The sequence below is a fragment of the Thiomonas sp. FB-6 genome (assembly GCF_000377645.1).
In the GTDB taxonomy this organism is placed as follows: Bacteria; Pseudomonadota; Gammaproteobacteria; order Burkholderiales; family Burkholderiaceae_C; genus Thiomonas_A.
In genome coordinates this window covers 70,138-95,095 of record NZ_KB898471.1, presented here as the reverse complement: position 1 = coordinate 95,095, position 24,958 = coordinate 70,138, and the positions used below count along the sequence as shown (strand labels likewise).

18 protein-coding genes and 3 pseudogenes are annotated in these 24,958 nt (G+C 72.5%); 4 read left to right on the top strand and 17 right to left on the bottom strand.

The window, feature by feature from the left end:
• Positions 1–53 precede the first annotated feature (53 nt).
• From D466_RS0100435 to tssB, 17 genes and pseudogenes are all read right to left on the bottom strand, one after another.
• Positions 54–680, bottom strand: a complete 627-nt coding sequence (locus D466_RS0100435) for a peptidylprolyl isomerase (RefSeq protein ID WP_018911712.1) — start codon at positions 678–680, stop codon at positions 54–56.
• Positions 677–1,231 (bottom strand): tetratricopeptide repeat protein, encoded by a 555-nt coding sequence (locus tag D466_RS20050; RefSeq protein WP_018911711.1) that lies wholly within the window; start codon positions 1,229–1,231, stop codon positions 677–679. Before D466_RS20050 ends, D466_RS0100435 begins: the two co-directional genes overlap by 4 nt.
• Positions 1,232–1,262: 31 nt before the next feature.
• Entirely contained in the window at positions 1,263–5,063 is a 3,801-nt protein-coding gene (locus D466_RS0100425; protein WP_018911710.1) for a type VI secretion system protein, read from the bottom strand.
• 45 nt (positions 5,064–5,108) lie between these two features.
• On the bottom strand, positions 5,109–5,756 hold the full coding sequence (locus D466_RS22605; RefSeq protein ID WP_018911709.1) for a DotU/TssL family secretion system protein: 648 nt from the start codon (positions 5,754–5,756) through the stop codon (positions 5,109–5,111).
• Positions 5,756–7,159: a type VI secretion system baseplate subunit TssK gene (tssK, locus tag D466_RS0100415; protein WP_018911708.1), complete on the bottom strand. Its 1,404-nt coding sequence runs from the start codon at positions 7,157–7,159 to the stop codon at positions 5,756–5,758. Before tssK ends, D466_RS22605 begins: the two co-directional genes overlap by 1 nt.
• 22 nt (positions 7,160–7,181) lie before the next feature.
• Positions 7,182–7,883 carry a type VI secretion lipoprotein TssJ gene (locus D466_RS0100410; protein ID WP_018911707.1) on the bottom strand — a complete coding sequence of 234 codons (702 nt, stop codon included), beginning with the start codon at positions 7,881–7,883 and terminating at the stop codon, positions 7,182–7,184.
• 79 nt (positions 7,884–7,962) lie between these two features.
• Positions 7,963–8,355 carry a DUF4150 domain-containing protein gene (locus D466_RS0100405; RefSeq protein WP_018911706.1) on the bottom strand — a complete coding sequence of 131 codons (393 nt, stop codon included), beginning with the start codon at positions 8,353–8,355 and terminating at the stop codon, positions 7,963–7,965.
• Between the two features lie 23 nt (positions 8,356–8,378).
• On the bottom strand, positions 8,379–8,963 hold the full coding sequence (locus D466_RS0100400) for a DUF3540 domain-containing protein (RefSeq protein WP_018911705.1): 585 nt from the start codon (positions 8,961–8,963) through the stop codon (positions 8,379–8,381).
• Positions 8,960–9,997 (bottom strand): pentapeptide repeat-containing protein, encoded by a 1,038-nt coding sequence (locus D466_RS20040; RefSeq protein WP_018911704.1) that lies wholly within the window; start codon positions 9,995–9,997, stop codon positions 8,960–8,962. Before D466_RS20040 ends, D466_RS0100400 begins: the two co-directional genes overlap by 4 nt.
• On the bottom strand, positions 9,994–12,168 hold the full coding sequence (locus D466_RS0100390) for a pentapeptide repeat-containing protein (RefSeq protein WP_018911703.1): 2,175 nt from the start codon (positions 12,166–12,168) through the stop codon (positions 9,994–9,996). Before D466_RS0100390 ends, D466_RS20040 begins: the two co-directional genes overlap by 4 nt.
• A gap of 70 nt (positions 12,169–12,238) precedes the next feature.
• Positions 12,239–13,288 (bottom strand): annotated as a pseudogene (locus tag D466_RS25060) (type VI secretion system Vgr family protein); the annotation flags it as partial.
• Between the two features lie 662 nt (positions 13,289–13,950).
• Positions 13,951–15,753, bottom strand: coding sequence for a type VI secretion system baseplate subunit TssG (locus tag D466_RS22600; RefSeq protein ID WP_018911702.1), 1,803 nt, complete (start codon positions 15,751–15,753; stop codon positions 13,951–13,953).
• Positions 15,717–17,489: a type VI secretion system baseplate subunit TssF gene (gene tssF / locus D466_RS0100375; RefSeq protein WP_081629766.1), complete on the bottom strand. Its 1,773-nt coding sequence runs from the start codon at positions 17,487–17,489 to the stop codon at positions 15,717–15,719. Before tssF ends, D466_RS22600 begins: the two co-directional genes overlap by 37 nt.
• Positions 17,476–17,931, bottom strand: coding sequence for a type VI secretion system baseplate subunit TssE (gene tssE, locus D466_RS20030; protein ID WP_018911700.1), 456 nt, complete (start codon positions 17,929–17,931; stop codon positions 17,476–17,478). The genes tssF and tssE overlap by 14 nt, the downstream gene beginning before the upstream one ends.
• 28 nt (positions 17,932–17,959) lie before the next feature.
• Entirely contained in the window at positions 17,960–18,448 is a 489-nt protein-coding gene (locus D466_RS0100365) for an Hcp family type VI secretion system effector (protein ID WP_018911699.1), read from the bottom strand.
• Between the two features lie 15 nt (positions 18,449–18,463).
• Positions 18,464–19,753: pseudogene (gene tssC / locus D466_RS0100360) on the bottom strand (type VI secretion system contractile sheath large subunit); the annotation flags it as partial.
• A gap of 401 nt (positions 19,754–20,154) precedes the next feature.
• Positions 20,155–20,625: pseudogene (tssB, locus tag D466_RS0100355) on the bottom strand (type VI secretion system contractile sheath small subunit); the annotation flags it as partial.
• Positions 20,626–20,853: 228 nt separating this feature from the next.
• Between tssB and cysS the strand changes: the two are divergent.
• From cysS to tilS, 4 genes are all read left to right on the top strand, one after another.
• Positions 20,854–22,233: a cysteine--tRNA ligase gene (cysS, locus tag D466_RS0100350; RefSeq protein WP_018911696.1), complete on the top strand. Its 1,380-nt coding sequence runs from the start codon at positions 20,854–20,856 to the stop codon at positions 22,231–22,233.
• Between the two features lie 3 nt (positions 22,234–22,236).
• The gene (locus tag D466_RS0100345; protein WP_026284715.1) at positions 22,237–22,884 is read left to right on the top strand and encodes a DNA-3-methyladenine glycosylase; all 648 of its coding nucleotides are present in this window, start codon (positions 22,237–22,239) and stop codon (positions 22,882–22,884) included.
• Positions 22,885–22,947: 63 nt separating this feature from the next.
• Positions 22,948–23,922, top strand: a complete 975-nt coding sequence (locus D466_RS0100340; protein ID WP_018911694.1) for an acetyl-CoA carboxylase carboxyltransferase subunit alpha — start codon at positions 22,948–22,950, stop codon at positions 23,920–23,922.
• Positions 23,880–24,923 (top strand): tRNA lysidine(34) synthetase TilS, encoded by a 1,044-nt coding sequence (tilS, locus tag D466_RS20025; protein WP_018911693.1) that lies wholly within the window; start codon positions 23,880–23,882, stop codon positions 24,921–24,923. Before D466_RS0100340 ends, tilS begins: the two co-directional genes overlap by 43 nt.
• Positions 24,924–24,958: the final 35 nt, after the last annotated feature.

Sequence of the window (24,958 nt, the reverse complement as noted above, 5' to 3'; positions counted from 1 at the left end):
TCGGAGAAAAAGGGAAATGGCGGCGCGGCGTATGTGGGGGGAGTCCCCCGGGCTCAGGGCAGAAGCTTCGCGGATTCGAGCACCACGGGCTTCACCGGCACGTTCTGCATCGGCCCCACGTCATGCGTGGGAACCGCGGCGATGCGGTCCACCACGTCCATGCCGGAGACCACCTGGCCGAACACCGCATAACCGTTGCCGTCGGGTTGCGGATAGTCCAGGCTCGAATTGTCCACCAGATTGATGAAGAACTGGGATGTGGCGGAATTCGGGTCGTTGGTGCGGGCCATGGCGATGGTGCCCCGCAGATTGCGCAAGCCGTTGCGGCTCTCGAGCGGAATCGGCGCATCGGTGGGCTTTTGCTGCAACTGCTCGGTGAAGCCTCCGCCCTGGATCATGAAGCCGGGAATCACGCGGTGGAACACGGTGCCGGCGTAGAAGCCCTTGTTCACGTAGCGCAGGAAGTTGGCCACGGTGGCCGGGGCGCGCTGCGGGTCCAGCTGCACGACGATGGTGCCCTGGCTGGTCACCAGTTGCACGCGGGGGGGCTTCGCCGCGGCGCCCGCGGGTGCGGCCGACGCGCCGGGTGCCACGCCGGCGAGGGCCGCGGCGCAGCCCAGGCCCAGGAACAGCCGGCGGGTGAAGCCCCTGGCGGGGCAGGCATGGCGGAAAAGGCTCATCGGTGGATCTCCGGTGGGGGTGTGCCCAGCTTGCGCAGGCCCTGCAGGGCGGCGAGCGCATGCGCCCGCGCCGCGGCGTCGCCCGCGCTGTCGGCGGCTTTCTGGTAGGCCTGTTCGGCCAGTTGCAGGTACACGTCGCCCAGGTTGGCGCGTGCGGTGGCGTAGTCGGGGTTGGCGCGCAGCGCCATGTTCAGTTGCTCCAGCGCCCGCGCCGTCTGCCCGCGTGCCGCATACAGCACGGCCAGGTTGTTGTGGGGCTCGGGCAGTTCCGGATAGCTCAGGCTCAGTTGTTCCAGCACCTCGATGGCCTGGCCGTCGTGATGCTGCTGCTGCAGGATCAGCGCCTCGGTGAGCCGGTACTGGGGATCGCCGGGCCGTTGCCGGATCAGCTCGCGCAGCTCGCGCAGCGCCTGCTCGAGGTGGCCCGCGGCCTGGGCCTGCCGGATCGGGTCGAGCGCGTCGGCCTGCGCCGGCGCGCTCGCACAGCCCAGCAGCAGCAGGCACAGCAGGCAGGCTCGGCGGAAGCGACGCAGGCCGGGGATGGGGATCATGACGGGTTCGTACGGGATAGGCCGGCCCATTCTATGTTGGCGCCTGCGCGGGCCGTGGGTCATCCGCGCAGTCGGTGATGCGCGCAGGCAGCTGCGGCAGCGGGCCCGCGGGCCCGCTGCCGGCTGCCTGCGGCGCCGAGGCCGCGACCGCGGCCTGCAGCAACTGCTGCTGGCGCTGTCCCAGGCTCTGCAGGGCGCGGGAGGCCTGGTCGCCCGCGCGCTTCGCGCTACGCAGCGCATCGGCGGAGCCCAACACGCCGTCCGCCCCCTCGATGCGGTAGTGCAGCACGATGCGCTGCACCCCCAGGGCGCGCAGTCGCGCCGACTGCGCGGGGAAGTCCTGCGGCGTGAAGGCGCGGGTGCCGCTGCGGAAGTCGGCCAGGAAATCCGCGAAGCCCAGCGCCCCGGGGTAGTTCCGCTGCAGGTGGATGCCGGCGATGGACACGGCCAGGCGCAGGTCCGCGCAGTCCTGGGCGCTCCAGGTGACGGAGCCCTGCACCGTCAGATTGAGGTTGTTCAGCTCGAAGTTGCCGGCCCCGCAGCGCAGGCTCAGGCGGGTCTGGGACACCGTCGCGGTGCCGGGGGGGTCCACGTCGGTGGGCAGCGCCGTGATGCTCACCGTCGAGCGCGCGGCCTGCGCCGACTGCGCCTGCCGGGCTGCTTGCTCAACCTGCGCCTGGGCCTGCTGCAGCTCGGCCTGGGTTCGCTTTTGCCGGGCGCCTTGTTCCAGCGCGAGACGTTGCTCGGTCTCGCTACGCAGTTGCTGCGACGCGAGCTGGCCGGCGGCATGGTTCAGCAGGTCCAGGAACTGGGGGGTGAAGGCCACGCCGAGGCCGGCGGTTCGCGTCGGGCGGTACAGGCGCTGGTCGCGTTGCAGGAAGGGCGCGGCCGGGCCCTGCACGAAGGCCCACAGCGTGCCCTGCGGACCGAACACCTGGCCCAGTGCATCGGCGCGCGTCGCCGCGGTCTGCAGGGGCCACAGCACCTCGGCCTGCCAGCGGCGCTGCAGCGTGCACGCGGCGGCGGCGTCGGCGTAGCGCATGAGCTCGCGCCAGGGCGCCGCCAGCAGCGCGCCGGCCGGGTAGCTGGCCGGCGCGGCCTGCCGGTCAGCCGTAGAGGAGGCGGCCGTGGAGGAGGCTGCCGTGGAGGAGGTGGGCGGGGCCGCGCCGGTCGCGGGCGCAGGCGCCTCGCGGCCTTGCGCGCCTGGCTCCGCTTCGGGCGCTGCGCTGGCGTCCTCCAGCAGCCGGTCCATGCGCTGCAGCGCCCGTTGGGCGTCGCGCGCCAGGGATTTGTCGGTCCTCGGATCCGTGCCGTAGGTCTGGAAATCCGCCGCCACTGCGGTGGCCTGCGCGTCCCCCAGCTGGAGCTGGCGGGCCAGCAGTTCGAGGGCTTTGAGGTATTCGCGCATGTCCGCGGCCGCTTGCAAGTTGGCGCGCACGGCGGTCGCGGCGCCGCCTGCTCCGCGCGCCGCTGCGTCGCGCAAGCCGCGCTCGCTCCAGTCGCGCAGGGACTGCAGCACGGCGCCCGGGTTGGCAGCGGCGGCCTGGGCACGCCAGGATTCCAGGTCGCGCAGGCCGGTGATCCAACGCGGCTCGCTCCCTTCGGGGACCTGCGCGGGCGCGGCCTCGGCGGTATCGGGAAACTGCAGCAGCAGCTTGCGGCTCACGGCCCAGTACGGATTGCCGGGACCGGCCAGCAGCGGCAGGGCCGCGCGCCATGCGGCGCGCGAGCGCCACGCGGGAGGCTTCGACACCAGGCCCTCGAGCAGGGCGCGCAACGCCAGCTGCTGGCGCTCCCGCCAGTCGGTGACGAAACCCTGCCAGGCCCCGTCCACCTGGCTCGGGGAGGCGCTGAGACGGCGCCACGTGGCCAGCACCTCGCGCATGTGGGCGAAGCCTGCGGCCGTGAATTCGGCCGGCAGTTCGAGGCTCGAGCCGGTGCCGGGAAGCTCGCCCGGCAACTCACCGGGAAGCAGCAGCGGCGCCAGGTGGATGGCGGCGATGCCGTCCAGGGCGGGGGTCTGGCGCAACCATTGCAGCGCCGGATCGCTCAGGCCGAACTGGTCCAGCCGCGCGCGCACACTGCGCAGGGGCCGCTCGACGCCTTGCGCCGGGCTCCAGGCCAGGCGCGCCAGCTCGATCTGCCAAAGCGTGTTGGCGAGCTCGCCCGCGCGGCCCTCGGGCGCTCGCGCCGGCGCCAGCAGTTCCAGCTGTGCCAGACCCGCGCCCTCGCTGCGGGCCTGCAATACGGCCATGCGCCGCAGCAGGCCCAGCACCGTGGTGCCGGGCCCGCGCTGCGGCTCCATCGGCAGCGCCGCCGAGTCGGCCTCGGGCAGGCCCTGGCAAGCCTGCACGAACTGGAGCTTCTGCGCGCTCAGCAGTTCGTGCCAGCCGGTGGCGGGCAGCGTGAGCTGCGCCAGCGGACGTTCCCCGGCGGCCTCGAATCGCCGGATGGCCTGTTCGCGCTCCAGCAGTTGCGCCGCGCGCCGGGCCAGCGGCGCGGCGGTTTCGGCCGGCGGCAACGGCGCCGCGGCGCGCAAGCCCTTCAGGGCGCGCAGGTTGTCCGCGAAGGATGCGCTCAGCGCCGCGGCCCCGAGCAGCGCCAGGCCCAGCACCAGCGTGAGCAGCACGCCGCGCGCGCGGCGCTGGCGCCGCAACTGCGCGGCCGAGGCCCGGCGCAGGCCGCGCTCGGCCGGCAGCACGCGGGCGAACAACTCGTGCAGGAACAGGCCGCGGGCTGCTGCCTGCTGCGTCGCCGCCGTGCTGGCAGCGTCGCCCAGCACCTGCGAATCGGCCGGGGCTTGCTGCTTGCCGCTGCTGAAGAACAAGCCCCGCAGCATCAGGCGTTCCAGGTAGGGGTGGGGTGCCAGTCCGTTGTCGGCGAACACCTGCAGGGGCGCGCGCAGGCGCTGCAATTCCAGCGGGAAGGCCAGCAGCCCCGCGTCGGGCGCGTGGCCCTCGGTGAGCAGCTCCCAGCGCAGCCTGTCCAGGCGGACGCCCACGGCGTCGAATGCACGGTTCACGAAGTCGTGTTGTGCCTGCGGCGCGTCCCCCTGCTCGAGGTAGCCCAGGGGCTGCTCCAGGCGCTGAGGCGGCAGCGCCTGCGCCCAGGCCTGCAGGCCGTAAAGCGCGTCGCAATGGGTGACCAGCACATAGACCGGGAAGCGCTCGCGCAGCAGCTGGATGAGTTGCTCCAGGCAGCCGCGCAGGCAGCGGGCCTGCTCGGCCAGGGCTTCGCGGTCGCCCCGCAGCAGCTCGCGTGCGCTGAGCGCGACGACCACGCCGTCCAGGCCTTCGCGGCGGCGCAGGCGCTGCAGCATGCGCAGGTGGTAGGCCCAGCGCGCGCCTTCCGCCGCCGGTGCGTCGCGGCGCGGCACGCAGTCGCCGCAGTCCAGCACCACCAGGCGGTTCAGGTACCACAAGCCGAAGCTCGCCTCGGCATCGTCACGGTCCTGGATGGGCGCCACCGGGCTGGAAATGCGGGCCTGGCTCAGCGCCGTGGTCTTGCCGGCGCCGGGCGGGCCCAGCAACAGGATCCAGGGCAGGCGGGCGCCGTCGTGCGCGGCGCCCCCTTGAGCCAGCGCGCGCTGCCAGGCGCGGGCCAGCGCGGCGTCGGGCGGAACCTGGGAGGCGGGGCGGCGGCGCCGGCTGCGCAGCCACGACGCGGTCGCGCGCAGCAGGCGAAACCCGCCCCAGGCCAGCAGCGCCGCCGGCAGGATCAGCAGACTCCACCAGGGCGGCACATGGGCCAGCACGGCCGCAGCCAGCGCGCCGGCCTGCACCAGCACGAGCAGCAGCAGGATGGCGAGCAGACGAAGCAATTGGGTGGTCATGGGGGCATGGGCGACGAGGCCCGAGGCGCCATGCGCGACGGAGCCTCAGGCGTTGAACCAGTTGCGCACGGCCTGGTGCAGCCACAGCGCGTACAGGCCGAACAGCAGGCCCAGCGCGACGATCGCCGCGGCGGCCGCGGCTCCGGGGCTGCGAAGCCGTTGCGCCAGCCGCCGCCGCGGCGGCCCGTGGGCGCCCGCATTCGCAGCGAGGCCCGCGAGCAGGCTCTCGGAGCCCGGCGAGGCCTCGAGAACGCGGGCCAGCTCGGCGTCGCGGGTCTTTCTCCACGCGCGTTCGTCGGCATCCAGCGCGAATTGGCCGCGCAGCCCCAGCAACAAGGCCAGGGCAAACACCTCGCGCACCTCCTGCTCCTGGGGGCCGAGCTGGCGCAGATGCCGGAAAAAACCCTCCCCGGCGTCGACCACCCCGAAATGGCGCCGCTGCAGCAGATGCGCATGCCACGCGCGCGCATGCTCCCAATCGCCGCTCTGCAGGCGCTCGTCGGCCCACGCCGCCGCCGCGTAGGCAGCCAGCTCGGCATGTTCTCGCGGGCAGCTGGCCGCGGCCGCCTGCGCGCGGGCGTCGCGGAACCATTCTTCGATGCGCGCCGCCGCCTCGTCGACGCTGCCGGTGGGCCCCTGCAGGAAGGCCTGCACGCGCGCGAACCACGGAACGTAGGCGTCGATCAGGCGCATCACCGGGCACGCTCCACGACGACCAGACTGGCCTGCAGCTCGGCGGGCGCGGCCGGCCAGTGCAGTTGCAGCGCGCCTTCGCGCTGCGCCGCATCCCACAGCGAGCCGGAGTGACCGACACGCCAGTACGCGCTGCGCGGTCTCGCGGGAAGCCCGGGGGGCACCGCGCTCAGCGCGTGCAGTGCCATGCCCGGCAGCGAGTGCGTGACCAGCGCCGCCATGGTCGACGGCGCCGCGAGGCGCGCCTGGAACTCCACCTGGGGCGCCCACCGGGGCGGCGCCGTGGCGGCGCTGAGCATGAGGAAGAATTCGTTGCGCCGCCCGAATGCGGCCTCGGGCACCTTGGCGCACAGGGCGCCGTCGCAGGGCACCAGCGGCAGCACGTAGGCCGGGCCCACGCTGATGTCCTGCAGCAGCAGGCGCAGCAGCTGGCGGAGCTGCGAGAAGCACTCGCGCAGATGCAGCGGGTCGAAGGGAGCGAGGCCCTCCGGGCATGCCGGCGTGGCGCCCAGGGCGTCGCAGCGGGTGGAGAAGCAGCTCAGCTCGGCCACCAGTTCACGCAGGCGGGCATGCACCAGCGCCGGCCGCTCGTGGCGCTTGTCGCAGGCCTGCGTCAGCCAGCAGCTCGCGCCGGCCAGCGCGCGAAGGGCCAGCATCAGCTGCAGGTCGTCGCGACGCGCGCCGGTGCGTTCGCCCGGCTGGCTGCCGGGATCGCTCTTGAGCTCCTCGAGTTGCCGCAGACGTGCTCCGATCTCGTCGCGCATGTCCGCCAGCATCTGGCTCAGCGGTTCGCAGGCGCCCAGTGCGTAGCAGGGCGGGATGAAACTTTCGTCCAGGCGCACGCCTTCGCCGTCGTGCACGAGGCGGGCGACCGCCAGCAGCTCGTAGCCGTGCAGGTGTTCCAGCTCGGGTTCGAAGGACACGCGAAGCACGTGCTGCAGCGTGCGAACCTGCGCCGCCGGGCCGTCGGAATACAGGTCGGCGCGTTCGGGCGGCCGCAGTTGCGTGGCCAGGCGCGTGGCGGCTTGCGCGGCCGGCTCGGCTCCGTCGCACAGGCTGACGTTGGGGGTGTCCTCGGTCATCGCGCGCAGGCCGAGGTACACGTCCACCTTGGCGCCGGCGTCGAACCACGCGGGGTCGAAGCTGCGTGGCGCGATGACGGCGTTGCCGGGATAGTGCAGGACCTCTCCGCGGGCGAAACGCAGGCGCGCGCGCCGGACCTGGAAACTGTGGTTGGCCAAGGCCGCCTGCGCGATCTCCAGCTCGGCCAGGCCCCACAGGTCCGGCGCGATGGCGTCGATCAGGTCGCCCAGGCGTGCCTGCGCGTGCAGCGCATCGGCCTGGAAATGCTGGGGCTGCAGGAACATGCCCTGGTGCCAGAACACGGGTTCGGGGCGGTTCATCGGCCGGTTTCCTCCACGGGGCTCAGGTGTCGGCCAGGGCCTGGCAAGCCGGGGCCGCGGCGCGGCCGGGCGCCGAGCTCGCGGCCGCCGGCGCCTCGGCGCCCGCCATGGCCTCGGCGGCGAGCACCCCGGTGGGGCCGAGGCGCAGGCGAAGGTCCAAGCGACGCGCGCTGGCGTTGTAGCTGCGCCGGATCCAGCCGCTGGAGCGCAGCTCCAGCGCGATGTCGAACACGCGCGGCGCGCGGCCGGAGCCCGGCTGCGCGTAGCCGGCGGCCAGCGCGACGGCCAGCGTGCCGCGCACGCGGTCCACGCGCGCGGTGCAGCGTTGTCCGGGATGGATGACGAAGCGGGTGATCTGCAGCAGCCCGGGCGCCTCGCGTGCCTCCACCAGAGCCTGCTCCACCTGCTCGGGCTGGTTGGCCAGCGCGGACAGGGTGTCGGAGCGGGCCGCCTGCAGCACGCCGAGCACCAGCGTGTGGGCCTGGCCCTGCACCGCGTTGAGTTCCGGCGCGGCTTCCACGTGCACGACGATGGCCTGCGCGGCGAAGGGGGCGTCGGGGGCGGCCAGCGCCTGTTCGCGCGAGACCTGCGGGGAGGATCCGAGCAGCCCGCAGGAGGCGCAGCCCAGGCCGAGCAGGCTCAGGCCCAGGGCCTGGCGCAAACCGCGCCGCAGCGCGGCGGGGGCGAGCCGGGAAGCGAAACGACGGGAGCCATCACGTTGCATGCCGGCACTATCGGCCCAAGCCCCAGACCCTTGCAGCGAGGCAAGTACTCGGGTCATTGCGCGTATCGGTGCCTTCGGTTCAGCGCGCGATCGACAACTGGATCTGCCCGGGCTGGACCACGGCGCCGCCGGCGTTGCCGTCGTTGTGGCGCGTGGCGTCCCCCAGGCGCACCGCGGGGTGTCCCTGCAGGCGCACGATGCGGCTGGCCTGGGCGAAGCTGACGCTGCCCATCACGCTAGCGCTGATCACGCCGCCTCCGGTGCCGGCCTGGTCGCCGTTGGAAGGCGCGATGCGCGAGGCCTTGTGCAAGGCGGCCACGCCGCGCACGAACACCTTGGTGCAGGTGTTGGCGGCCATGCCGGGAAAGCCCGCGTCGGGATAGGCCACCGGCACCGGGCCGCCGGGCGTGGGGGTCAGGCACAGGTCGGCCGCGGCCAGGCACTGGCCGCCTTCGAGGGTGAGCGCGTACATGGCGTGTTCCGCTTCGAGTGAGTTCAACCGAGGTCGATGTGGCTGCCGTCGATCCGCACGCGGCGCCGCGCGACCAGGCTGGCGTCGTCGCACCGCAGGTGCATGCGGCCTTGCACGTGCACGCGCTGCTGCGCGGCCCGTGTCTCGTCCATGCCGCGCACCCTGCGCATGCTGTCGCCCACGTCGACCAGGCTGCGTTCCAGGCGCGCCAGCCATTCGTGCCCCGCCGCCTGCAGGCGCCCGAACAGGGCGCGCACCTGGGTGGCGCGAAACTCCACGCGCTCGCAACACAGGTCGAGCGCGGGCGCGCGCACGCGCAAGCCCTCGGCATCGCCCTGCAGTTCGGCGCCGCCGGGCAGGCGCAGCCGTCCTTCGTCCTGCTGGCGCAGCAACACGGCCAGCACCAGGGGCGCCTGGTCGGGGGAGAGCACGAGCAGCACCTCGTCGCCCTGGCGTGGACGCAGCAGGCAACTGACCGCAGGGCTCGCGGCCAGGAAGCGGCCCTCGCACAGCACGCGGCACAGGCCATCGTGCTCGCGCTCGACCATGCCGCGCGCGAGTACGGCACCCTGCTCGGGATGGAGGGCATGCAAGGCGACTGCGCTCATGGTTCAGGCTCCTGGGTTTCTGGGGGGGTGGAAGGCGGGCGCGGCTGCCATTGCTGGGCCTCCAGCAGAGCCGCGTCGGTAGCGCGGCAGCGCAGCATCTCGGCCGGCCCCGATCGCATGCCCGCGAGATCGCAGGCGTGCAGGTTCAGGTCGTGCAGCCTGGAGCCGCCCAGCTCGGCGGCGTCGAGCCGCGCGAAGGACCAGTCACAGGCCTCGAAGGTGGTGTCGCGCAGATGGGCGCCGCGCCAGCTGGCATGCGCGAGCTGGCATTCCCGCCAGATCGAGGTGTCGGCGGCGCAGGCCTCCAGGCAGGCTGCTTCGGCCTGCACGCGGCGGGCCTGCAGCCCCGCCAGTCGAGCGCCACGCAAGCTGGCCTGTTCCAGGCGGACCAGTTCCAGCCGCGCATGGTCGAGATTCGCGCCGTCCAGGCATGCCCCCGCCAGGCGGGTGCGCAGCAGCTCCATGCCGTCCAGGCGGCAGCCGCGCAGGCTTGCTCCGCCCAGGTCGCAGGCCAGCAGATCGCAGGCGCGAAGGTCCTGATCGTCCAGGCGGAGCTCCTGCAGGAAGGCGGTCTGCAGCCGCGTGCCGCGCAGGCGCACGCCGCGCCAGTCGGAGCCCTCCGCCATGCAGCGCCCGAGATCGGCATCGGAGTAATCGGCGCCCTCCTGGGCGCAGTCCTGCAGCAAGGCCTTGCGCAAATCGGCGCCGCTGCAGTCGGCGCCGCGCAGGTCGCAGCGCTCGAAGCTCGCCGCCGCTGCCTGGCAGCCGGCCAGGCGCGCCCGCGCGAGATCACAGTCGGTCAGCCAGGCCGCGCCCAGCGTGCTGGCGCCGAGGTCCGCGCAGCGCAGCGTGCAGCTCTGCAGCACGGCGTCGTCCAGGCGAAGCTCGCGCAAATCGGCGTCGTCCAGGCACAACTCCCGCAGGGTCCAGCCGCGCAGGTCGGCGCCGCGCAGGTCCTGGCCCCGCAGATCCGCACCGCGCAGCAGGCGCCGGGGCCGCGCCGCCTGCAGGATCTCGCGTAGCTCGGGGGTCACGATGCGGGCTCCGCGCAGAGGCCCTCGGGGCGCGCGGACGCCGCGCTGCGTGCCGCCAGTACCGTACGGCGCAGATCAGCGCCGCGCCAGGTGGACGCCGGGCCGCGCGTGTCGGCGAGGTCGGCACCGAAGCACAGGGCTCCGGCCAGGCTGGCACCGCGCAGGTCGGCACCGGCCAGGCTGGCCTGGAGCAGCTTCGCACCGCGCAGGTCGACGCCACGCAGGTCCGCTTCGTCCAGGCGCAGCCAGCTCCCGTGCACGCCGGACATGCGCGCGCCGCGCGCCCGCACCCGGGAGAAATTGGCGCCATCGAGCCGGCAGGCACGAAGATCGGCCGCCGCCAGCACGCTGCCCTCCCAGCAGGCGTCGCGCAGGTCGGCTCCCTCCAGCCGCGCACCGACCAGCCGGGTGCTCCCGCCGGCGCGCGAGCCGCGCAGGTCAGCATGCTCGAAGACGACTTCGCGTGCCCGCGAGCCTTGCAGCGCCAGGTCGCGCGCGTCTGCGTGGTGCGCGCGCAGGCGCGACAGGCTGCAATCCAGCCACGCGGCCGAACGCAGGGAACTGCCGCGCCAATCGCCGTCGTCGAGGGTGCATTCTCCGAATTGGGCGCCGTCGGCCTTGCAGCGCTCGGCCGACACCGCGCGCAGATCCGCCTGCTCGAACACACAGTCCCGCAGGCAGGCGCCGCGCAGCGAGGCCTGGGCCAGCCCGGCCTGCGTGAAGTCGGCGTCGCCGCAATCGGCCTGGTCGAGCCACGCGCCGTCCAGCCGGGCGCGCGCGCAGCTGCAGCCGCCGAGCCGGGCCTCGCGCAAATCGGCGCGGCGCAGGTCGGCGTCGTGCAACAGCGCCTCGCGCAGGTCGGCGCGGCGCAGGGTGCACGCGGCCAGCAGGGTGCCGCGCGCCTGGACCTCTCGCAGATCGGCCCCGGACAAGTCGAGGCCGCGCAGGTCCAGTCCGTCCAGCTTGGCGCCGCGCAGCGAACGCCCCTCGGACAGCCATTCGCGGACTTGTTCGCGCGTGCACGGGCCGCTTGCGCGCGCGCCGCGCGCCGGCTCGGCCTTGTCCTGGGGCGGGGCAGCTCGCGGGCCGGCCGCGGCGCCCGACGCGGGCGGCGCCTCGGCCAGCGCGGCCTGCAGCGCATCGGCCGCTTCGGGCTGGTAGCGGCGCAGCATCCGCTGCGCCCGCTGGGCGTCCAGGCCGGCGTCGGCCAGGGCCTTGTGCGTGGCCGCATCGAGATCCTGCAGGGCCCGGGCCAGGGCTTGCGGCGCCGAGCCTTGCCGAGCGGAGTCCTGCAGCTCGCGCTCGGCCAGCGACAGGAAGCGTTGCAGCGTGGGGTCGTCGATGCCGTGGGTTCGACGCAAGGTCTCGGTCTGCTCGTTCAATTGCTTCAGCAGGTCCTCGAGGGGAAGGGCGGCTTCGGGAGGGTCGCCCGTCCAGCCGCTTGCGTCCAGTTGCTCGAGGCGTGCCTGGCTCCACCCCTGCTCGCGCAGGCGCTGGCGCGCCGCTTCGGCCATCTGGCCGCGCATCTCGCGAGCCTGCGCGGCAGGCTCGGGGCGGGGAGGGGGCTTGGCATCGGAGGCCTTCGGCGTGGCGTCGGCCGCGCCGGCGAAGGACGGGAGGCCGGCGGGCGCGTCCTGGCGCGGGGAGGGACTCATGGAAAAGGAGCCTTGCTCGGCGCAAGGCACCCAGCGCGCCAGCAAGGTCTCGTCCCGCACCGAGTGCGCGGCGGTGGTCGCGACGCGCGCCTCGAAGACCAGGATGGCGCGCAGCCTGTCGGGAAACAGCCATAGCGTGCACGCCCGCAGCGGCAGCTCGATCGGGCCCGGGTGCCCGGCACCGGCAGGTCCGGGGGGAAGCGTCCAGAGGCAGCGCGGGCGCAGGCCGGGAAGCCGGGTTCGAAGCAGCCGGTGCAGCGGGTGCAGGTGCAGCATTTCCAGGCTTTCGTCGCCGACCAGGCCCTCGGCCAGGCACTGATCGGCCGGGGCCACGGGGCCGGTCGTGCCGGCCCCGTGCGGCCATGCCGACAACCATGCCGCGGCGTGAGCCCGGGCCTGGTCGCGGGCCCGGGAGTCGGCGGGCAGGCGCGCCTGCAGGGGGCCGAGTTCGGGCAGGTCCACCGGGGTGGCGGCATCGGGGCGCGGCTCGCCGCGGACCTGGAGGCTCTTGTGCATCCGCATCGCCCGGCTGGGGGCGGAAGGGCAGCGCGAGGTCGATGAGTTCGAGCTGGCAGGAGTAGGCGTTGTCGCGTCCGGGCAGCGCGGGGGTGGAGCGGGTGGCGTGGTGGGTGACGCGTGTGACGAGGTAGGAGCGGTTGAAGTCGGCGCGGGGGTGGCCGTGCAGGCGCAGGGTCTGGCCGCAGCGCATGCCGCGGCAGGAGGAGCTGGCGAGGAAGCGCTGGGCGCGGCAGCGCAGTTGCTGGGCGAGGATGTCGGCGTAGTGGCGGCCTTCGTCGTGGTCGCGGAAGTCGAGGTGTTCGAGCACGAGTTCGCCCAGGCCGTCGGGGTCGAGGGTGCGGCGCACGCTGAGCTCGACGGCGGCCTTGCGGTGGTTGCGCTGGTGGAGCACGAGCTGGCGGGGCAGGGGCTGGAGCAGGGCGTGCCAATCGTGCACGGCGGGGTGGGAGTCGGAGCCTGGCAGGTGGGGCAGGGGCTGCCAGGCGACGTCGAGGGTGTCGGGGGGCAGCAGCTCGTGGTGGTCGAGCAGGAGCAGGGATTCGGCGTCGGGGCCGTGTTCGAAGAGGTAGAACAGGCCTTCGCGCTGGAGCCAGCGGTGGAGGAAGTCGAGGTCGGACTCGTCGTACTGGCAGAGGAAGTTGCGGGGGCGGTAGGAGGCGCGCAGTTGCATGCGCAGGGGGTGGACGCCGGAGTCGAGCAGGAGCTGCCGCAGGGTGTCGGGGACGCTGCGCTCGGTGGTGAAGCTGCGGGAGTGGCGGCACAGGGCCAGGCGCTGCAGGCGGGGCACGAGGCGGGCGCGATACAGGGTGTGGGAGGGGGTGGAGTGGAGTTGCTCGAAGCGCTCGAGCATGCCGTGGTAGGGGAGGTCGGGCAGCTCGGGGTGGAGGTGGCGCAGGCGCAGGCAGGCGGGGCTGCGCAGCAGGGCGTGCAGATCAAGCTCGGGGCTGGGGCTGGCCAGGGTGAGCTCGAAGGCGAAGGGCTCGCCCAGGGCCTCGCTGCCGTGGGCCTCGAGCAGCTCGAGGCTGCCGGGATCGCAGCCCTGGGAGACGAAGCACGGCGCCCCGGCAGCATCGGCACCGGCGGCGAAGGGAGCGGAGGGGGCGGAAGGGACGGGCATGGTCCGAGGCTGGTCGTGGTCTTGCGGCTTCAGAGCAGGCTTCTGCGGTTTTCGCGGCTCCGCCGCGGCTTGGCGGTCAGCAGCGCCGAATCGTCGGCAAGAAGCCGCGCCACCGTGTCGGCGCCGACCTCCAGCGAGGTCTGCTGCGCGTCGGCCCGCATGCCGGCACGGCCCTCGACCCCCAGTTGGACGCAGGCGGGATTCGCGCTCAGCCGCAGGCCGGCCTGGCCGCTGCGCAGCAGGACGCCGTGATCGTCCACGCTCAGGCAGGTCGGCGCGGCGTCGGGCGGGGCCGCTGCTGCCAGTCGGGCGCCTGCCGCGTCGAGTTCGAGGCGGCTGTCGACCGTGCCGCCGGTCACGCTGAGTGACTCGCCGACGATCATCGAGCGCTGTTCGCCCTCGGTGGCGATGTGCACGCCGGCGGAGTCGGAGCCGGGGCTGGAGGAGCCGAGGCTGAGGGAGGAGTTGGAGGAGGGGGAGTGCATGCGCAGGGCCTGGCGGCCATCGCGTGGTCGGGCCTCGAGCAGCTCGAGGCTGCCGGGATCGCAGCCCTGGGAGACGAAGCCCGGCGCCCCGGCAGCATCGGCACCGGCGGCGAAGGGAGCGGAAGGGGCGGAAGGGACGGGCATGGTGGCTCGCAGGCCTGGAACGGCCATTCGGCGTCAGTCGATCCGGACTCGCTCGGATTCGAACACCTGCAGGTGGCGGCAGGAGACGCGCACGCCCGTGGTTTGCAGCAGGACTCGCGCTTGGCTCCGGTCGGCCTCGAGAAGCAGCGAATCCTCGCGAGCCACCAGCCTCGTGCCGGGCCCCGCAGCCAGCTTCAGGCTGGCTGGCTCGCTCTCGCAGCGCAATCGTGTGTTCGGGGAGGAGTGCTCGAGCGCATCCGCCTCCACGCGCAACTCCGAAGCCGCGCCCTCGGGCGTTTCGCTGCGCAGCTGCAGCAGCCCGGCCTCGACCCGCAGGGATTGCTCTTGTCCCTGTTCGCCGCTGTGGCGCAGATTCGAGCCCTGGCTTTGCAGTTCCAGGCTCGACGCGTAGCGGCCGCTGCTGCGCTGGTCGATCGCACGCAAGGCCGCGTCGACCACGCGATGCAGCGCTAGCGACGGCGCCATGCGGACGAGGGTGATCGCGGCCGTCTTCAGCCAGTGCACCGAATCAGGTTTCGGCACCTGGGGGCCGCGGTTGCGCCAGAAGTCGACCGCCACCAGCGACGCGCCGATGCCCAGGTAGCCCAGCGAGGCGGCGGCGATGGCCCTGCGGATGCGGCGGCGATAGCCCTCCAGCTCCTGCACGGTCGCCGCGTCCAGGCCGGCGCCCAGGCGCAAGTCCGAGTCGGCCTGCAGCTGGCATTCGGGCCCGCGCTGTTCCCACGAGCCATTGCCGATCGCCTGGGTCGGCTGGCGACTCCAGGCGACGCGGCCGCGCAGGTTGCATTCGCAGGCCGACAGGATCGAGGCCTCGATGGAGTAGGCGCCATGCAGGACCCCGGTGACGCCGAGGGACGTGGACTGGGCGCCGCCGAAGCTGATGTCGTAGCGCGAGCCGGCGATCACCGCCGCGCGGCCGCCGCTGGTGCTCAGTTCGATGCCGGCGGAGTCGGAGTCGGGGCTGGAGGAGCCGAGGCTGAGGGAGGAGTTGGAGGAGGGGGAGTGCATGCGCAGGGCCTGGCGGCCGTCGCGGTCGTCGAGGAGCAGGGTGTTGCCGCCGGCGGTGTGCAGCTGGTGGATGAAGGCGTTGTCGTGGCGAGCGAGGCTGGGGTTTTCGGAGTTGGGGACGGCGGCGGTGATGAGGGGCTGGTCGGGGTCGCCGTCGCGGAAGGCGACGAGGACCTCGGTGCCGGCGAGCAGGGGCAGGTGCAGGCCGTGGTGGCTGCCGGCGTAGGGGGTGGCCATGCGCACGCGTGCCGGGGGCTGCTGGAGCAGCGCGAGGTACAGCAACGGCGGAAGCGCTTTCGGCGCGGGCAGCACGGCGGGGCGCGGCGCCACGACTCCCGCGAAACCCTGCAGGCCTTGCAACAGCCGGGTGTCGAGGGCTTCCACGATGCGCTGGGCGATGCGGTCCTTCTCCCAGCAGCGGAACAACAGCGGATACAACACGTGGTTCAGCAGGTCGATCAGTCCGCGGGTCGCGTGCCGCCCCTCGCGCGCCTCTTCCAGAAGATCCTCCGTGTAGTACACCGGCAGCGGGGAGCCGGGCCCGTACAGGCCGAACACGTTGGCCGTGATGCTCCAGCGCCCGTCGGGCAGGCGCTTCGCCGACGCCACCTCGCCGGCTTCGATGCCCAGCGTGAGCGAAGGGCGCGTACGCACGCCGCGCGGCGCCGCGGCGTCGTCGGGCGCCACCCCGATCAGGCGCAGCATGCGCAGGAGTTGCAGGTACTCGTAGCGCGTGGCGTCGCGCTCGAGGTCCTGCGGCGTGGGCGAGCTCACAGCGTCGGGCGCGTTCCGATTCTGGCTGGCCATGTGAAGATCCGGGAGGTCTGCGTGTCCTCGAGCTCGAGGAGCACGAAACTGTTCATGCCCACGTAGTCGGCCAGGAAGGCGTCGAGCACGCAGCCGAACAGGTACAGGTCGCCGAGCCCGCCGAAATGCTCGCCGCGGCAGCAAACGCGCAGGCGCTGGCCGCGCAACAGGCTGCAATTGCCGACCAGCAGGGTTTGCGCACTCGCCTGCACCGACTCGATGCCCTCGATGCGCCTGCGGTTCGCCGCGTGCTGCGCCACCGCCTCCGCCGTGCCGCCGGCCTGCTGCGCGTCGGCGTGCAGCCGGAGCATGCTGCGCAGCGTGGGGGCGTCGGCGATGGACAGGTAGTTCAGCGCGGCATGGGACTGCAGGCGCCACATGAGATCCGCATCGATGCGCGGGCGGCGGTAGGCGCTCGGCGCCTGCAGGTTGTGGAAGCGCACCCGGTCGGGCGTGTTCGAGCCGGCACGGCAGATATCGCCCCGGCCCAGGTTCTCCGGCAGCGCGCCGTTGCTGCAGCGCAGGCGCACGCTGAGCACCTCGGAGCGCGCGGCCTGCCCCGGCGGATAGCACAGTGCGAGAAAGGTCTGTGGTGTGTCGCGCAGGGGATGCGGGCGGATCACGCTGCGATAGCTGGGATGGCCCTGCTCGCCCGCGCCGGGGTAAAGCTGGAAGGGCTGCCAGGACCGTGCCTGGGCCTCGCCTCGCGCGCTGCCGAGTACGCGCCGGATGTCGTGCACCTCGTAGTGCTCGTGCGGCTCGTCCAGCACGCGTAGCGCGTATTCGCTGCGCCGATGGTCGCAGGCGATGGGCTCGGCGTCGATGTCGAACAGGTTCACCGCGGGAACCACTCCCAGGCGCAGCGTATCGGCGCGCACCTCGGGCATCCAGGGCCAGGCGCGGTCGAGTTCGAAGTCGAGTTCCAGTTCGCGCCAGCCCGCCGCGAGGCCCTGCAGCCCCTCGACGCCCACGAACAGGAACTTGGCGGGCTGCGCGAAGTATTCCTGCAGCACGCGGTAGCCGTCGAAGGCGTGGGGCGGGTAGTCGAGCAGCGCGTGCTCGAAGCCTCGGGGCTGCACGCAGTGCGCGGGCAGCAGGCATTCCAGCGCGTCGTCCGCCTGCGCGCCCCTTGCGCGCAGGCGCAGGTGCCGCAGATGGCGCGTGAGCAGGAGCAGCAGATGGCAGGCCTCGGCGTGGCTGGCGTCGATGTACAGCAGCAGATGGTCGAGGCGCACCGCGCGCGTGGCGGCGCGCAGGCGCAGGCGCAGCAGCGGCGGCGCGCCGGGAGCGTGGTGCATCGCGCAGTCCTCGATGCGCACCGGTTGCAACTGCAGCTCGTGGCTGGTGCGAAAGCGGCAGCAGGTTCCGTCCACCGGGACGGACAGCAACTCGGTGTGCGCCGGGACCTTCACCTCGCCCGCGTCCTCGATGGTGGGCTCGAAGGCGACCATGGCCGACGCGGGCAGGGCCAGCAGGTGCTGCGGGAACAGCAGGCGCGTGAGGTCCTGCACGAATTCCGGATGGCCGTCGTCGAGCCTGCGGCGCAGCAGGGCCGTGAGGAAGGCGGTGCCTTCGAGCAGGCGTTCGACGTCGGGGTCGGCACTGCTGCCCAGCAGCATGGGCGCCAGCGCGGGGTTGTCGCGCGCGAATTCGGCGGCCAGATTCTTCAGGCGGCCGAGCTCATCCTCGAAATGCCGGTTGAACATCACGTGGCCTGTGCTTTCACTCGGGCGCATCGTCGATGCGTACGCGACCCTGGGCGTCGATGCGGGTGGCCAGGCACCAGGGCTGCTCGCGACCGGCCTGCAGGATGGAGGCTTCGAGGTCGAAGCTCATGCACAGCGCGTCGCTGCGTTCCCCGCGAAGGCGTACGCGGGGGTGCAGCAGGCGAGGTTCGTAGCGCTCGATCAGGGTCTGCAGGCGGGCCTCGAGATCGGCCACGTCGCTGGCTCCGGCGTCGACAGGGCCGAAATCCAGCATGCCGAAGCCGGCGTCGATGGGCACGCTGCCGCGCCGGGTGTTGAGCACGCGGGTGAGATGCGCGATCACCGAACGCAGCAGCGCCGGCGCGGCCGGCGCCAGGGGCGCGGCGCCGGGGCCCGCACCTGGCGCGGCGGCCGCGCCGGACACGCCGGCTTCGCGGGCTGCCACGCGTTCGAGCAGGCGTGCGCGGTGCATGCGGAACTCCCGGTGGGCGCGGACGGCCTCAGTTGCGCGGGGCCACGCAGGAGGCCTCGGCCTCGATGCCGTCGGGCTCGAAGGTCCAGGTGATCTTCTCGTAGGTCAGCGACACGTCCTCCATGTGCCCCATCTGCTGGTTCTCCTGGGCCATGCACAGGGGCACCCAGGTGCGCAGCCGGGTGATGATGGCGTTCTTGAGCTTGACGGTGTAGTACTTCTCCTCGGTGCCCTTGGGGGAGATGCGCATGAATTCGAGGGTGACGTTGCTCATCTGCTCGCCCTGGCTCAGCGCCTGGAACAGCTTGGGCGAGGATTTGTCCACTTCCTTGCTCAGGGTCATCGGCCCGAGCACGCACTTGCCCGAAGGCAGGCCGTTCTGCGGGCTGCTGGGAATCTCGACCAGGTGCTCCACGGCCTGCACCAGGATCTTTCCTTCGTGTCCCTGGGCCTTGCTGGAGCCCTGGATGGCGCCCTGGGTCTGGCCCTCGAGCGAGAGGTAGCACGGCATCGGCATGATGATCTCCTGGTGTCAACGTTTCTCGAGCTTGCCCACGAGGGACAAGGTGAAGGACGCCCCCATGTACTTGAAGTGGGGGCGTACACGCAGGTCGACGCGATACCAGCCGGGTTCGCCTTCGATGTCGCTGACCTGCACCTGCGCCTGGCGCAGCGGGCGTCGGCTGCGCACGCCGGGCGCGGGGTTGTCCATGTCCGCCACGTACTGGCGAATCCACAGGTTGAGCGCGTTCTCCAGATCCCCGCGTTCCTTCCAGGTGCCGATGTTCTCGCGCTGGATCACCTTGATGTAGTGGGCCAGGCGGCTGACCACGAACATGTAGGGAAGCTGGGTGCTGAGCCGGTAGTTGAGCTCGGCCTCGCGGCCCTGCTCGCTGGTGCCGAAGAACTTGGGCCTTTGCACCGAGTTGGCGGAGAAGAAGGCCGCGCGGTCGCTGTTCTTGCGCATGGTCAGCGCGATGAACCCCTGCTCGGCGAGTTCGAACTCGCGGCGTTCGGAGATCAGCACCTCGGTGGGCAGGCGATGTTGCAGCGTGCCCATCGACGGGTAGGTGTGGATCGGCAGGCCGCCGACCTCGCCGCCGCCCTGCGGGCCGATCACGTTGGCGCACCAGCGGTATTCGGCGAAGCTGTCGCACAGCCTGCTGGCCAGCGCGAAGGCGGCGTTGCCCCACAGGTAGCCGGCACCGGCCTCGCCCACGCTTTCCTGGTACTGGAAGGCGCGCGCCGGCAGGGTGTCGGGCCCGTAGGGCAGGCGCAGCAGGAAGCGCGGCAGGGCCAGGCCCAGGTAGCGGGCGTCCTCGCTGTCGCGCAGCGAGTTCCAGGCGATGAACTGCGGGCCCTCCAGCAGCGAGGCCAGGTCCTTCAGCGCGGGAAGCTGCTGCATGGACTCGAGCCCGAAGAACTGCGGCGAGGCCCCCGCCAGCAGCGGCGCGTGGGCCATCGCGGCCACCTTGGAGGCGTTCTCCAGCAGGCGGATGTCGGGGGCCGAGGGGCCGAATTCGTAGTCGGCCACGATGGCGCCATAAGGTTGGCCGCCGAACTGGCCGTATTCGGCGGTGTAGATCAGCCGGTATAGGCCGCTGCGCACGATCTCGGGGCTGTCGGCGAAGTCGCGCATCAGGCGCTGCTTGCTCAGCGACAGGAAGTGGATGCGCGTGTTCTCGCGGAAGTTGGTGCGGTCGACCAGGAACTTTAGCGAGCGCCAGGCCGATTCCAGGCTCTGGAACCGGGGGTGGTGCAGGATGGCGTCGACCTGGTCGGAGAGCTGGCGGTCGATCTCGGCGATCAGCGCGTCGACCAGCCGCGGGTCGGCCGCCGCGCCGGGCGGCTGCGGCGCGGCGGCGGGAGACGCCGCGGCCTGCAGGGCCGGAGGCGTTTCAGGGGCCTGCGCACCCGCCTGCGCACCCGCCTGCGCATCCGCCTGCGCATCCGCCTCGGGTTCGAGCAGGTGCTGGAGCAGGGCCTCGATGCCGCGGCGGGTGAGCGCGTAGGCCTCGTCGCCGGGGCGTACCCGCGCGCTCAGCGCGAGTTCGTCGAGCACGGGCGTGGTCTCGCCGGGTGCGTCGTGCCGGGCGCTTGCGGGCTGCGCGGTGTCGTTCATGGCGCCTCCGCCGGGTCCGCGGGCGCTTGCTGCGCGTCCTGGGCCTCCTGCGCGTCCTGGCCTTCGTGCGCGGCCTGGCCCGGCTGGGCGGCCGCCTGCCGCAGTTCCGTGGCCAGGCGGCGCCGCAGCTCGGGCTCGGCGGCGATCTGCTGCAGCTTCCTGCGGAAGGCGGGAATGTTGCTCAGCGGGCCCTTGAGCGCCTTCAGCGCCTCGCGCAGCTCCAGCAGTGCGTGCAGTTGCGGGACCTGGGCGAGCAGGGCGTCGGGGGAGAAGTCGTCAAGACGGGCGAAGCGCAGATCCACCTGCAGCGTGCGCCCACGCTGGCGCTGCAGCATGTCCGGCACCTGCAGCTGCAGGCGCGGCGCCTGCGCCGCGAGCACGTGGTCGAAATTGTCCTTGTCCACGGCGACGGGCTCGAGATCCTCCAGCGGCGTGTCGTCATCGCGCAGCGTGTAGTCGCCCAGCACCAGCAGCTTCAGGGGAAGCTCGACCTCCGCCTGGGCGCCCTCGGTGGCCGGGCGGTAGACGATGTTGACGCGCTCCTTCGGTGCGACGGAACTCTGCGATGGCATGCGAATCCTCCGGCGTTGGCGTACGGCCGCATTGCGGCGCTTCGGCTTGATTGCACTCCGATTGGCTGCGCCGCGTGCGGAGGCCTCGATATGCCCACGCCGGTATTGCTCAGTTCCCACAGCATGGGCTTTGACTCCGCAGCCGCGTGACCGCGGCGCCGGCGCCGTGAAGCGGCAGCCTGTGCTAAGTTTTCGCCCTTGCGCGCTGCGCCACCCTCCGCGTACCCCATGACCGTCCACATCTACAACACCCTGTCGCGTAGCAAGCAGCCTCTGGTGCCGCTGGAGCCCGGGCATGTGCGCATGTACGTGTGCGGCATGACCGTGTACGACTTCTGCCACCTGGGGCATGCGCGCATGATGGCGGTGTTCGACGTGGTGCAGCGCTGGCTCAAGGCGCGCGGCCTGCGCGTGACCTACGTGCGCAACATCACCGACGTGGACGACAAGATCATCCGCCGCGCGGTAGACAGCGGCGTGAGCGTGCGCGAGCTCACCGACCGCTTCATCCAGGCCATGCACGAGGACACCGACGCGCTGGGCATCGAGCGGCCCGACATGGAGCCGCGCGCCACCGAGCACATCGCGGCCATGCAGCGCATGATCGGCCAGCTGGTCGAGCGCGGCCTGGCCTACCAGGATGCCGCCGGCGACGTGGATTTCGCGGTGCGCAGCTTCCCCGGCTACGGCAGCCTGTCGGGCAAGTCGCTGGACGAGCTGCACGCCGGCGAGCGCGTCGAGGTGGACGCGGCCAAGCGTGACCCGCTGGATTTCGTGCTGTGGAAGCGTGCCAAGCCGGAGGAACCGGCCGAGGTGCGCTGGGACTCGCCCTGGGGCCAGGGGCGCCCGGGCTGGCACATCGAGTGTTCGGCCATGAGCTGCGAGCTGCTGGGCGAGCAGTTCGACATCCACGGCGGCGGCGCGGACCTGCAGTTCCCGCACCATGAGAACGAGATCGCGCAGACCGAGGGCGTGACCGGCAAGCCCTGGGTGGGCACGTGGATGCACAACGGTTTCGTGCGCGTGGACGAGGAGAAGATGTCGAAGTCCCTCGGCAACTTCCTGACCATCCGTGACGTCCTCAAGACCGTCGACCCCGAGACCCTGCGCTTTTTCATCATCCGCGCCCATTACCGCAGCCCGTTGAACTACAGCGACGACGCGTTGCGCGACGCGCGCAGCGCGCTGGAGCGCCTGTACATCGCACTGCAGGAGCACGCGGCGGTGCCCGCCGCGGTGGACTGGGAGCATCCGCTGGCCCGGCGTTTCGGCGCCGCGATGGACGACGACTTCAACACGCCGGAGGCGCTGGCGGTGCTGTTCGAGCTGGCCAGCGAACTCAATCGCAGTGGCGATCCCGCGCTGGCCGCGCTGCTCAAGGGGCTGGGCGCCACGCTGGGCCTGCTGCAAAGCGCGCCGCAGGCTTTCCTGCAGGGCGGCACCGACGATGCCGACAAGGCCTGGATCGAGGAGCAGCTGCGCCTGCGCGCGCAGGCCAAGCAGGCGCGCGACTACGCCAGCGCCGACCGCATCCGCGCCGCTCTGCTCGAGCGCGGCATCCAGCTCGAGGACAAGCCCGGCGGCATCACGCTGTGGCGCAGGGCCTGAGCCATGGGCCCCAGGACCCGGCAGCCCGCCGCGGGAACCCCGTCCTATTGGGACGAGGCCTGCGGCGAGCTCATGCGCGCCGATCGCGTGATGCGCAGGCTCATTCCCGAGTACGGCAAGGCGCGGCTGCAAAGCCGCGGCGACGCCTTCCAGACCCTGGCGCGCTCCATCGTGGGCCAGCAGATCTCGGTGAGCGCCGCGCAATCGGTGTGGGAGCGCCTGCTCGCCCTGGTCGGCCCGGTGCGCCCGGAGCGCCTGCTGGCGCATGACACGCAGTCCCTGCGCCAGGCAGGGCTGTCCCAGCGCAAGGCCGAATACCTGCGCGACCTGGCCACCCGTTTCGAACAGGGGCTGGTGCATCCCGGGCAATGGCACGAGATGCCCGACGAGGCGATCATCGGGGAACTGGTGGCCATCCGCGGCATCGGTCGCTGGACCGCGGAGATGTTCCTCATGTTCCACCTGCTGCGGCCGGACGTGCTGCCGCTGGACGACCTCGGCTTGCGCAAGGGCATCAGCCAGTGCTACTTTTCCGGCGAGGCGGTCAGCCGCAGCGAGCTGCGCGAGGTGGCCGCGGCCTGGGAACCCTGGCGTTCCGTGGGTACTTGGTATATTTGGCGCAGCCTGGACCCGATTCCGGTGGAATACTGAATTCCGACCGCGCGCGCGGTCCGCGGGCCCCCGCGGGGCCTTTCTCGGCGAACCGATCACATCATGAGCAAGAAAGTCTTTCTGGATTTCGAACAGCCGGTGGCCGAACTCGAGGCCAAGATCGAGGAACTGCGTTTCGTGCAGGACGAGTCGGCGGTCGACATCTCCGAGGAGATCTCGCGCCTGCAGAAAAAGAGCCTGCAGCTGACCAAGGACCTGTACAGCAAGCTCAGTCCCTGGCAGGTCACGCAGATCGCCCGGCACGCGCAGCGTCCCTACACGCTGGACTACGTGGCCAGCCTGTTCACCGATTTCCACGAACTGCACGGCGACCGCCATTTCGCCGACGACCTGTCCATCGTCGGCGGCCTGGCGCGCTTCAACGGCCAGGCCTGCATGGTGCTCGGGCACCAGAAGGGGCGTGACACGAAGGAGCGCGCGATGCGCAACTTCGGCATGAGCAAGCCCGAGGGCTACCGCAAGGCCCTGCGCCTGATGAAGCTGGCGGAGAAGTTCGGCCTGCCGGTGTTCACCTTCGTCGACACCCCCGGCGCCTATCCGGGCATCGACGCCGAGGAGCGCAACCAGTCCGAGGCCATCGGGCGCAACATCCTGGAGATGGCGCAGCTGGAAGTGCCGATCGTCTCCACCATCATCGGCGAAGGCGGCTCGGGCGGCGCGCTGGCCATCGCCGTGGCCGACCACGTGCTGATGCTGCAGTTCTCGGTGTACTCGGTGATCTCCCCCGAGGGCTGCGCGTCCATCCTGTGGAAAAGCGCGGAGCGCGCGGCCGACGCCGCGGAGGCGCTGGGCCTGACCGCGCACCGCCTGAAGGCACTGGGGCTGATCGACAAGATCGTCAGCGAGCCGGTGGGCGGCGCGCACCGCGACCCGCAGGCCATGTCGGCCTCGCTCAAGCGCGCCCTGGGCGAGAGCCTGCGCCAGTTCCAGGGCATCAAGCCCGCCGATCTGGTGCGCCAGCGCTACGAGCGGCTGTGCGCCTTCGGTCGCTTCCAGGACACGAAGTCCGCGCGCTGAGGCCGCCGGCGGCGGCCACGCGCGGCGCCCTGGCCGCGCTGCGCCGCTTCGTGCGCGCGCGCAGCGCGCGCGCCGAGGGCGAGGCCCTGGCCGATGCGGCGCGTCCGCTGGCCGTGGCCTTCAGCGGCGGCGCCGATTCCACTGCCTTGCTGCTGGCCGCGTTGCGCCTGTGGCCGGGGCGCGCGGTGCATGCGCTGCACGTGCACCATGGGCTGCAGCCCGCGGCCGACGACTTCGCCGCGCACGCGCTGGCGCGCTGCGACGACTGGGGCCTGGACTGCCGGGTGCTGCACGTGCGGGTGCGCCAGGCCCGCGGCGACAGCGTGGAGGAGCAGGCCCGGCTGGCGCGCCACGCCGCGTTGCACCGCGCGGCGCGCGAGCTGGGCTGCGCCTGGCTGCTGCTCGGGCACCATGCCGACGACCAGGCCGAGAGCCTGTTGCTGGCCTTGCTGCGCGGCGCCGGTCCGGCCGGGCTGGCGGCGATGCCGGCGGCCGCGAACCGCGCGGGCCTGTGGCTGGGACGTCCGCTGCTGGAATGCGCGGCGCCGCAGCTGCGCGCGCAGCTGGACGCTGCCGGCGTGCCCTATGTGCTGGACCCGATGAACGAGGACCCCGCGCTGCGCCGCGGGCGCATCCGCCGCGAACTGCTGCCGGTGCTCGATCGCCTGGAGCCCGCGTGGCGCCGCACTCTGGGGCGCAGTGCCTCCCTGTGCGCGCAGGCGGCGGAGCAGCTGAGCGCGCAGGCCGGGCGGGACCTGCGCGCCTGCCGCGGCGAGGCCGGGCTGCGCCTGGCCGATCTGGCCGGCTGGGAGCCGCCGCGGCGTGCGCAGGTGCTGCGCGCCTGGCTGGCCGAACTCGGGCTGCGCAGCAACGCCGAGCAACTGGACAATTTGCTGCGCCAGCTCGACGCGCCGGCGCAGGCGCCGGTGCTGGTGGGGATCGGGCGCGCGCGGCTGTGGCGCGACGGCGAGTGGTTGCGCTGCGAAGCGGGCGGGGCGTAGCCCGGCCCTGGGGGCGAACTATAATCGGCAGCTTT

What these genes read in the sequence shown, in the direction of transcription:
- D466_RS0100435 (WP_018911712.1), bottom strand. Translation starts at nt 680, where the DNA reads ATGAGCCTTTTCCGCCATGCCTGCCCCGCCAGGGGCTTCACCCGCCGG.
- D466_RS20050 (WP_018911711.1), bottom strand. Translation starts at nt 1,231, where the DNA reads ATGATCCCCATCCCCGGCCTGCGTCGCTTCCGCCGAGCCTGCCTGCTG.
- D466_RS0100425 (WP_018911710.1), bottom strand. Translation starts at nt 5,063, where the DNA reads ATGACCACCCAATTGCTTCGTCTGCTCGCCATCCTGCTGCTGCTCGTG.
- D466_RS22605 (WP_018911709.1), bottom strand. Translation starts at nt 5,756, where the DNA reads ATGCGCCTGATCGACGCCTACGTTCCGTGGTTCGCGCGCGTGCAGGCC.
- tssK (WP_018911708.1), bottom strand. Translation starts at nt 7,159, where the DNA reads ATGAACCGCCCCGAACCCGTGTTCTGGCACCAGGGCATGTTCCTGCAG.
- D466_RS0100410 (WP_018911707.1), bottom strand. Translation starts at nt 7,883, where the DNA reads ATGCAACGTGATGGCTCCCGTCGTTTCGCTTCCCGGCTCGCCCCCGCC.
- D466_RS0100405 (WP_018911706.1), bottom strand. Translation starts at nt 8,355, where the DNA reads ATGTACGCGCTCACCCTCGAAGGCGGCCAGTGCCTGGCCGCGGCCGAC.
- D466_RS0100400 (WP_018911705.1), bottom strand. Translation starts at nt 8,963, where the DNA reads ATGAGCGCAGTCGCCTTGCATGCCCTCCATCCCGAGCAGGGTGCCGTA.
- D466_RS0100390 (WP_018911703.1), bottom strand. Translation starts at nt 12,168, where the DNA reads ATGCACAAGAGCCTCCAGGTCCGCGGCGAGCCGCGCCCCGATGCCGCC.
- D466_RS22600 (WP_018911702.1), bottom strand. Translation starts at nt 15,753, where the DNA reads ATGGCCAGCCAGAATCGGAACGCGCCCGACGCTGTGAGCTCGCCCACG.
- tssF (WP_081629766.1), bottom strand. Translation starts at nt 17,489, where the DNA reads ATGCGCCCGAGTGAAAGCACAGGCCACGTGATGTTCAACCGGCATTTC.
- tssE (WP_018911700.1), bottom strand. Translation starts at nt 17,931, where the DNA reads ATGCACCGCGCACGCCTGCTCGAACGCGTGGCAGCCCGCGAAGCCGGC.
- D466_RS0100365 (WP_018911699.1), bottom strand. Translation starts at nt 18,448, where the DNA reads ATGCCGATGCCGTGCTACCTCTCGCTCGAGGGCCAGACCCAGGGCGCC.
- cysS (WP_018911696.1), top strand. Translation starts at nt 20,854, where the DNA reads ATGACCGTCCACATCTACAACACCCTGTCGCGTAGCAAGCAGCCTCTG.
- D466_RS0100345 (WP_026284715.1), top strand. Translation starts at nt 22,237, where the DNA reads ATGGGCCCCAGGACCCGGCAGCCCGCCGCGGGAACCCCGTCCTATTGG.
- D466_RS0100340 (WP_018911694.1), top strand. Translation starts at nt 22,948, where the DNA reads ATGAGCAAGAAAGTCTTTCTGGATTTCGAACAGCCGGTGGCCGAACTC.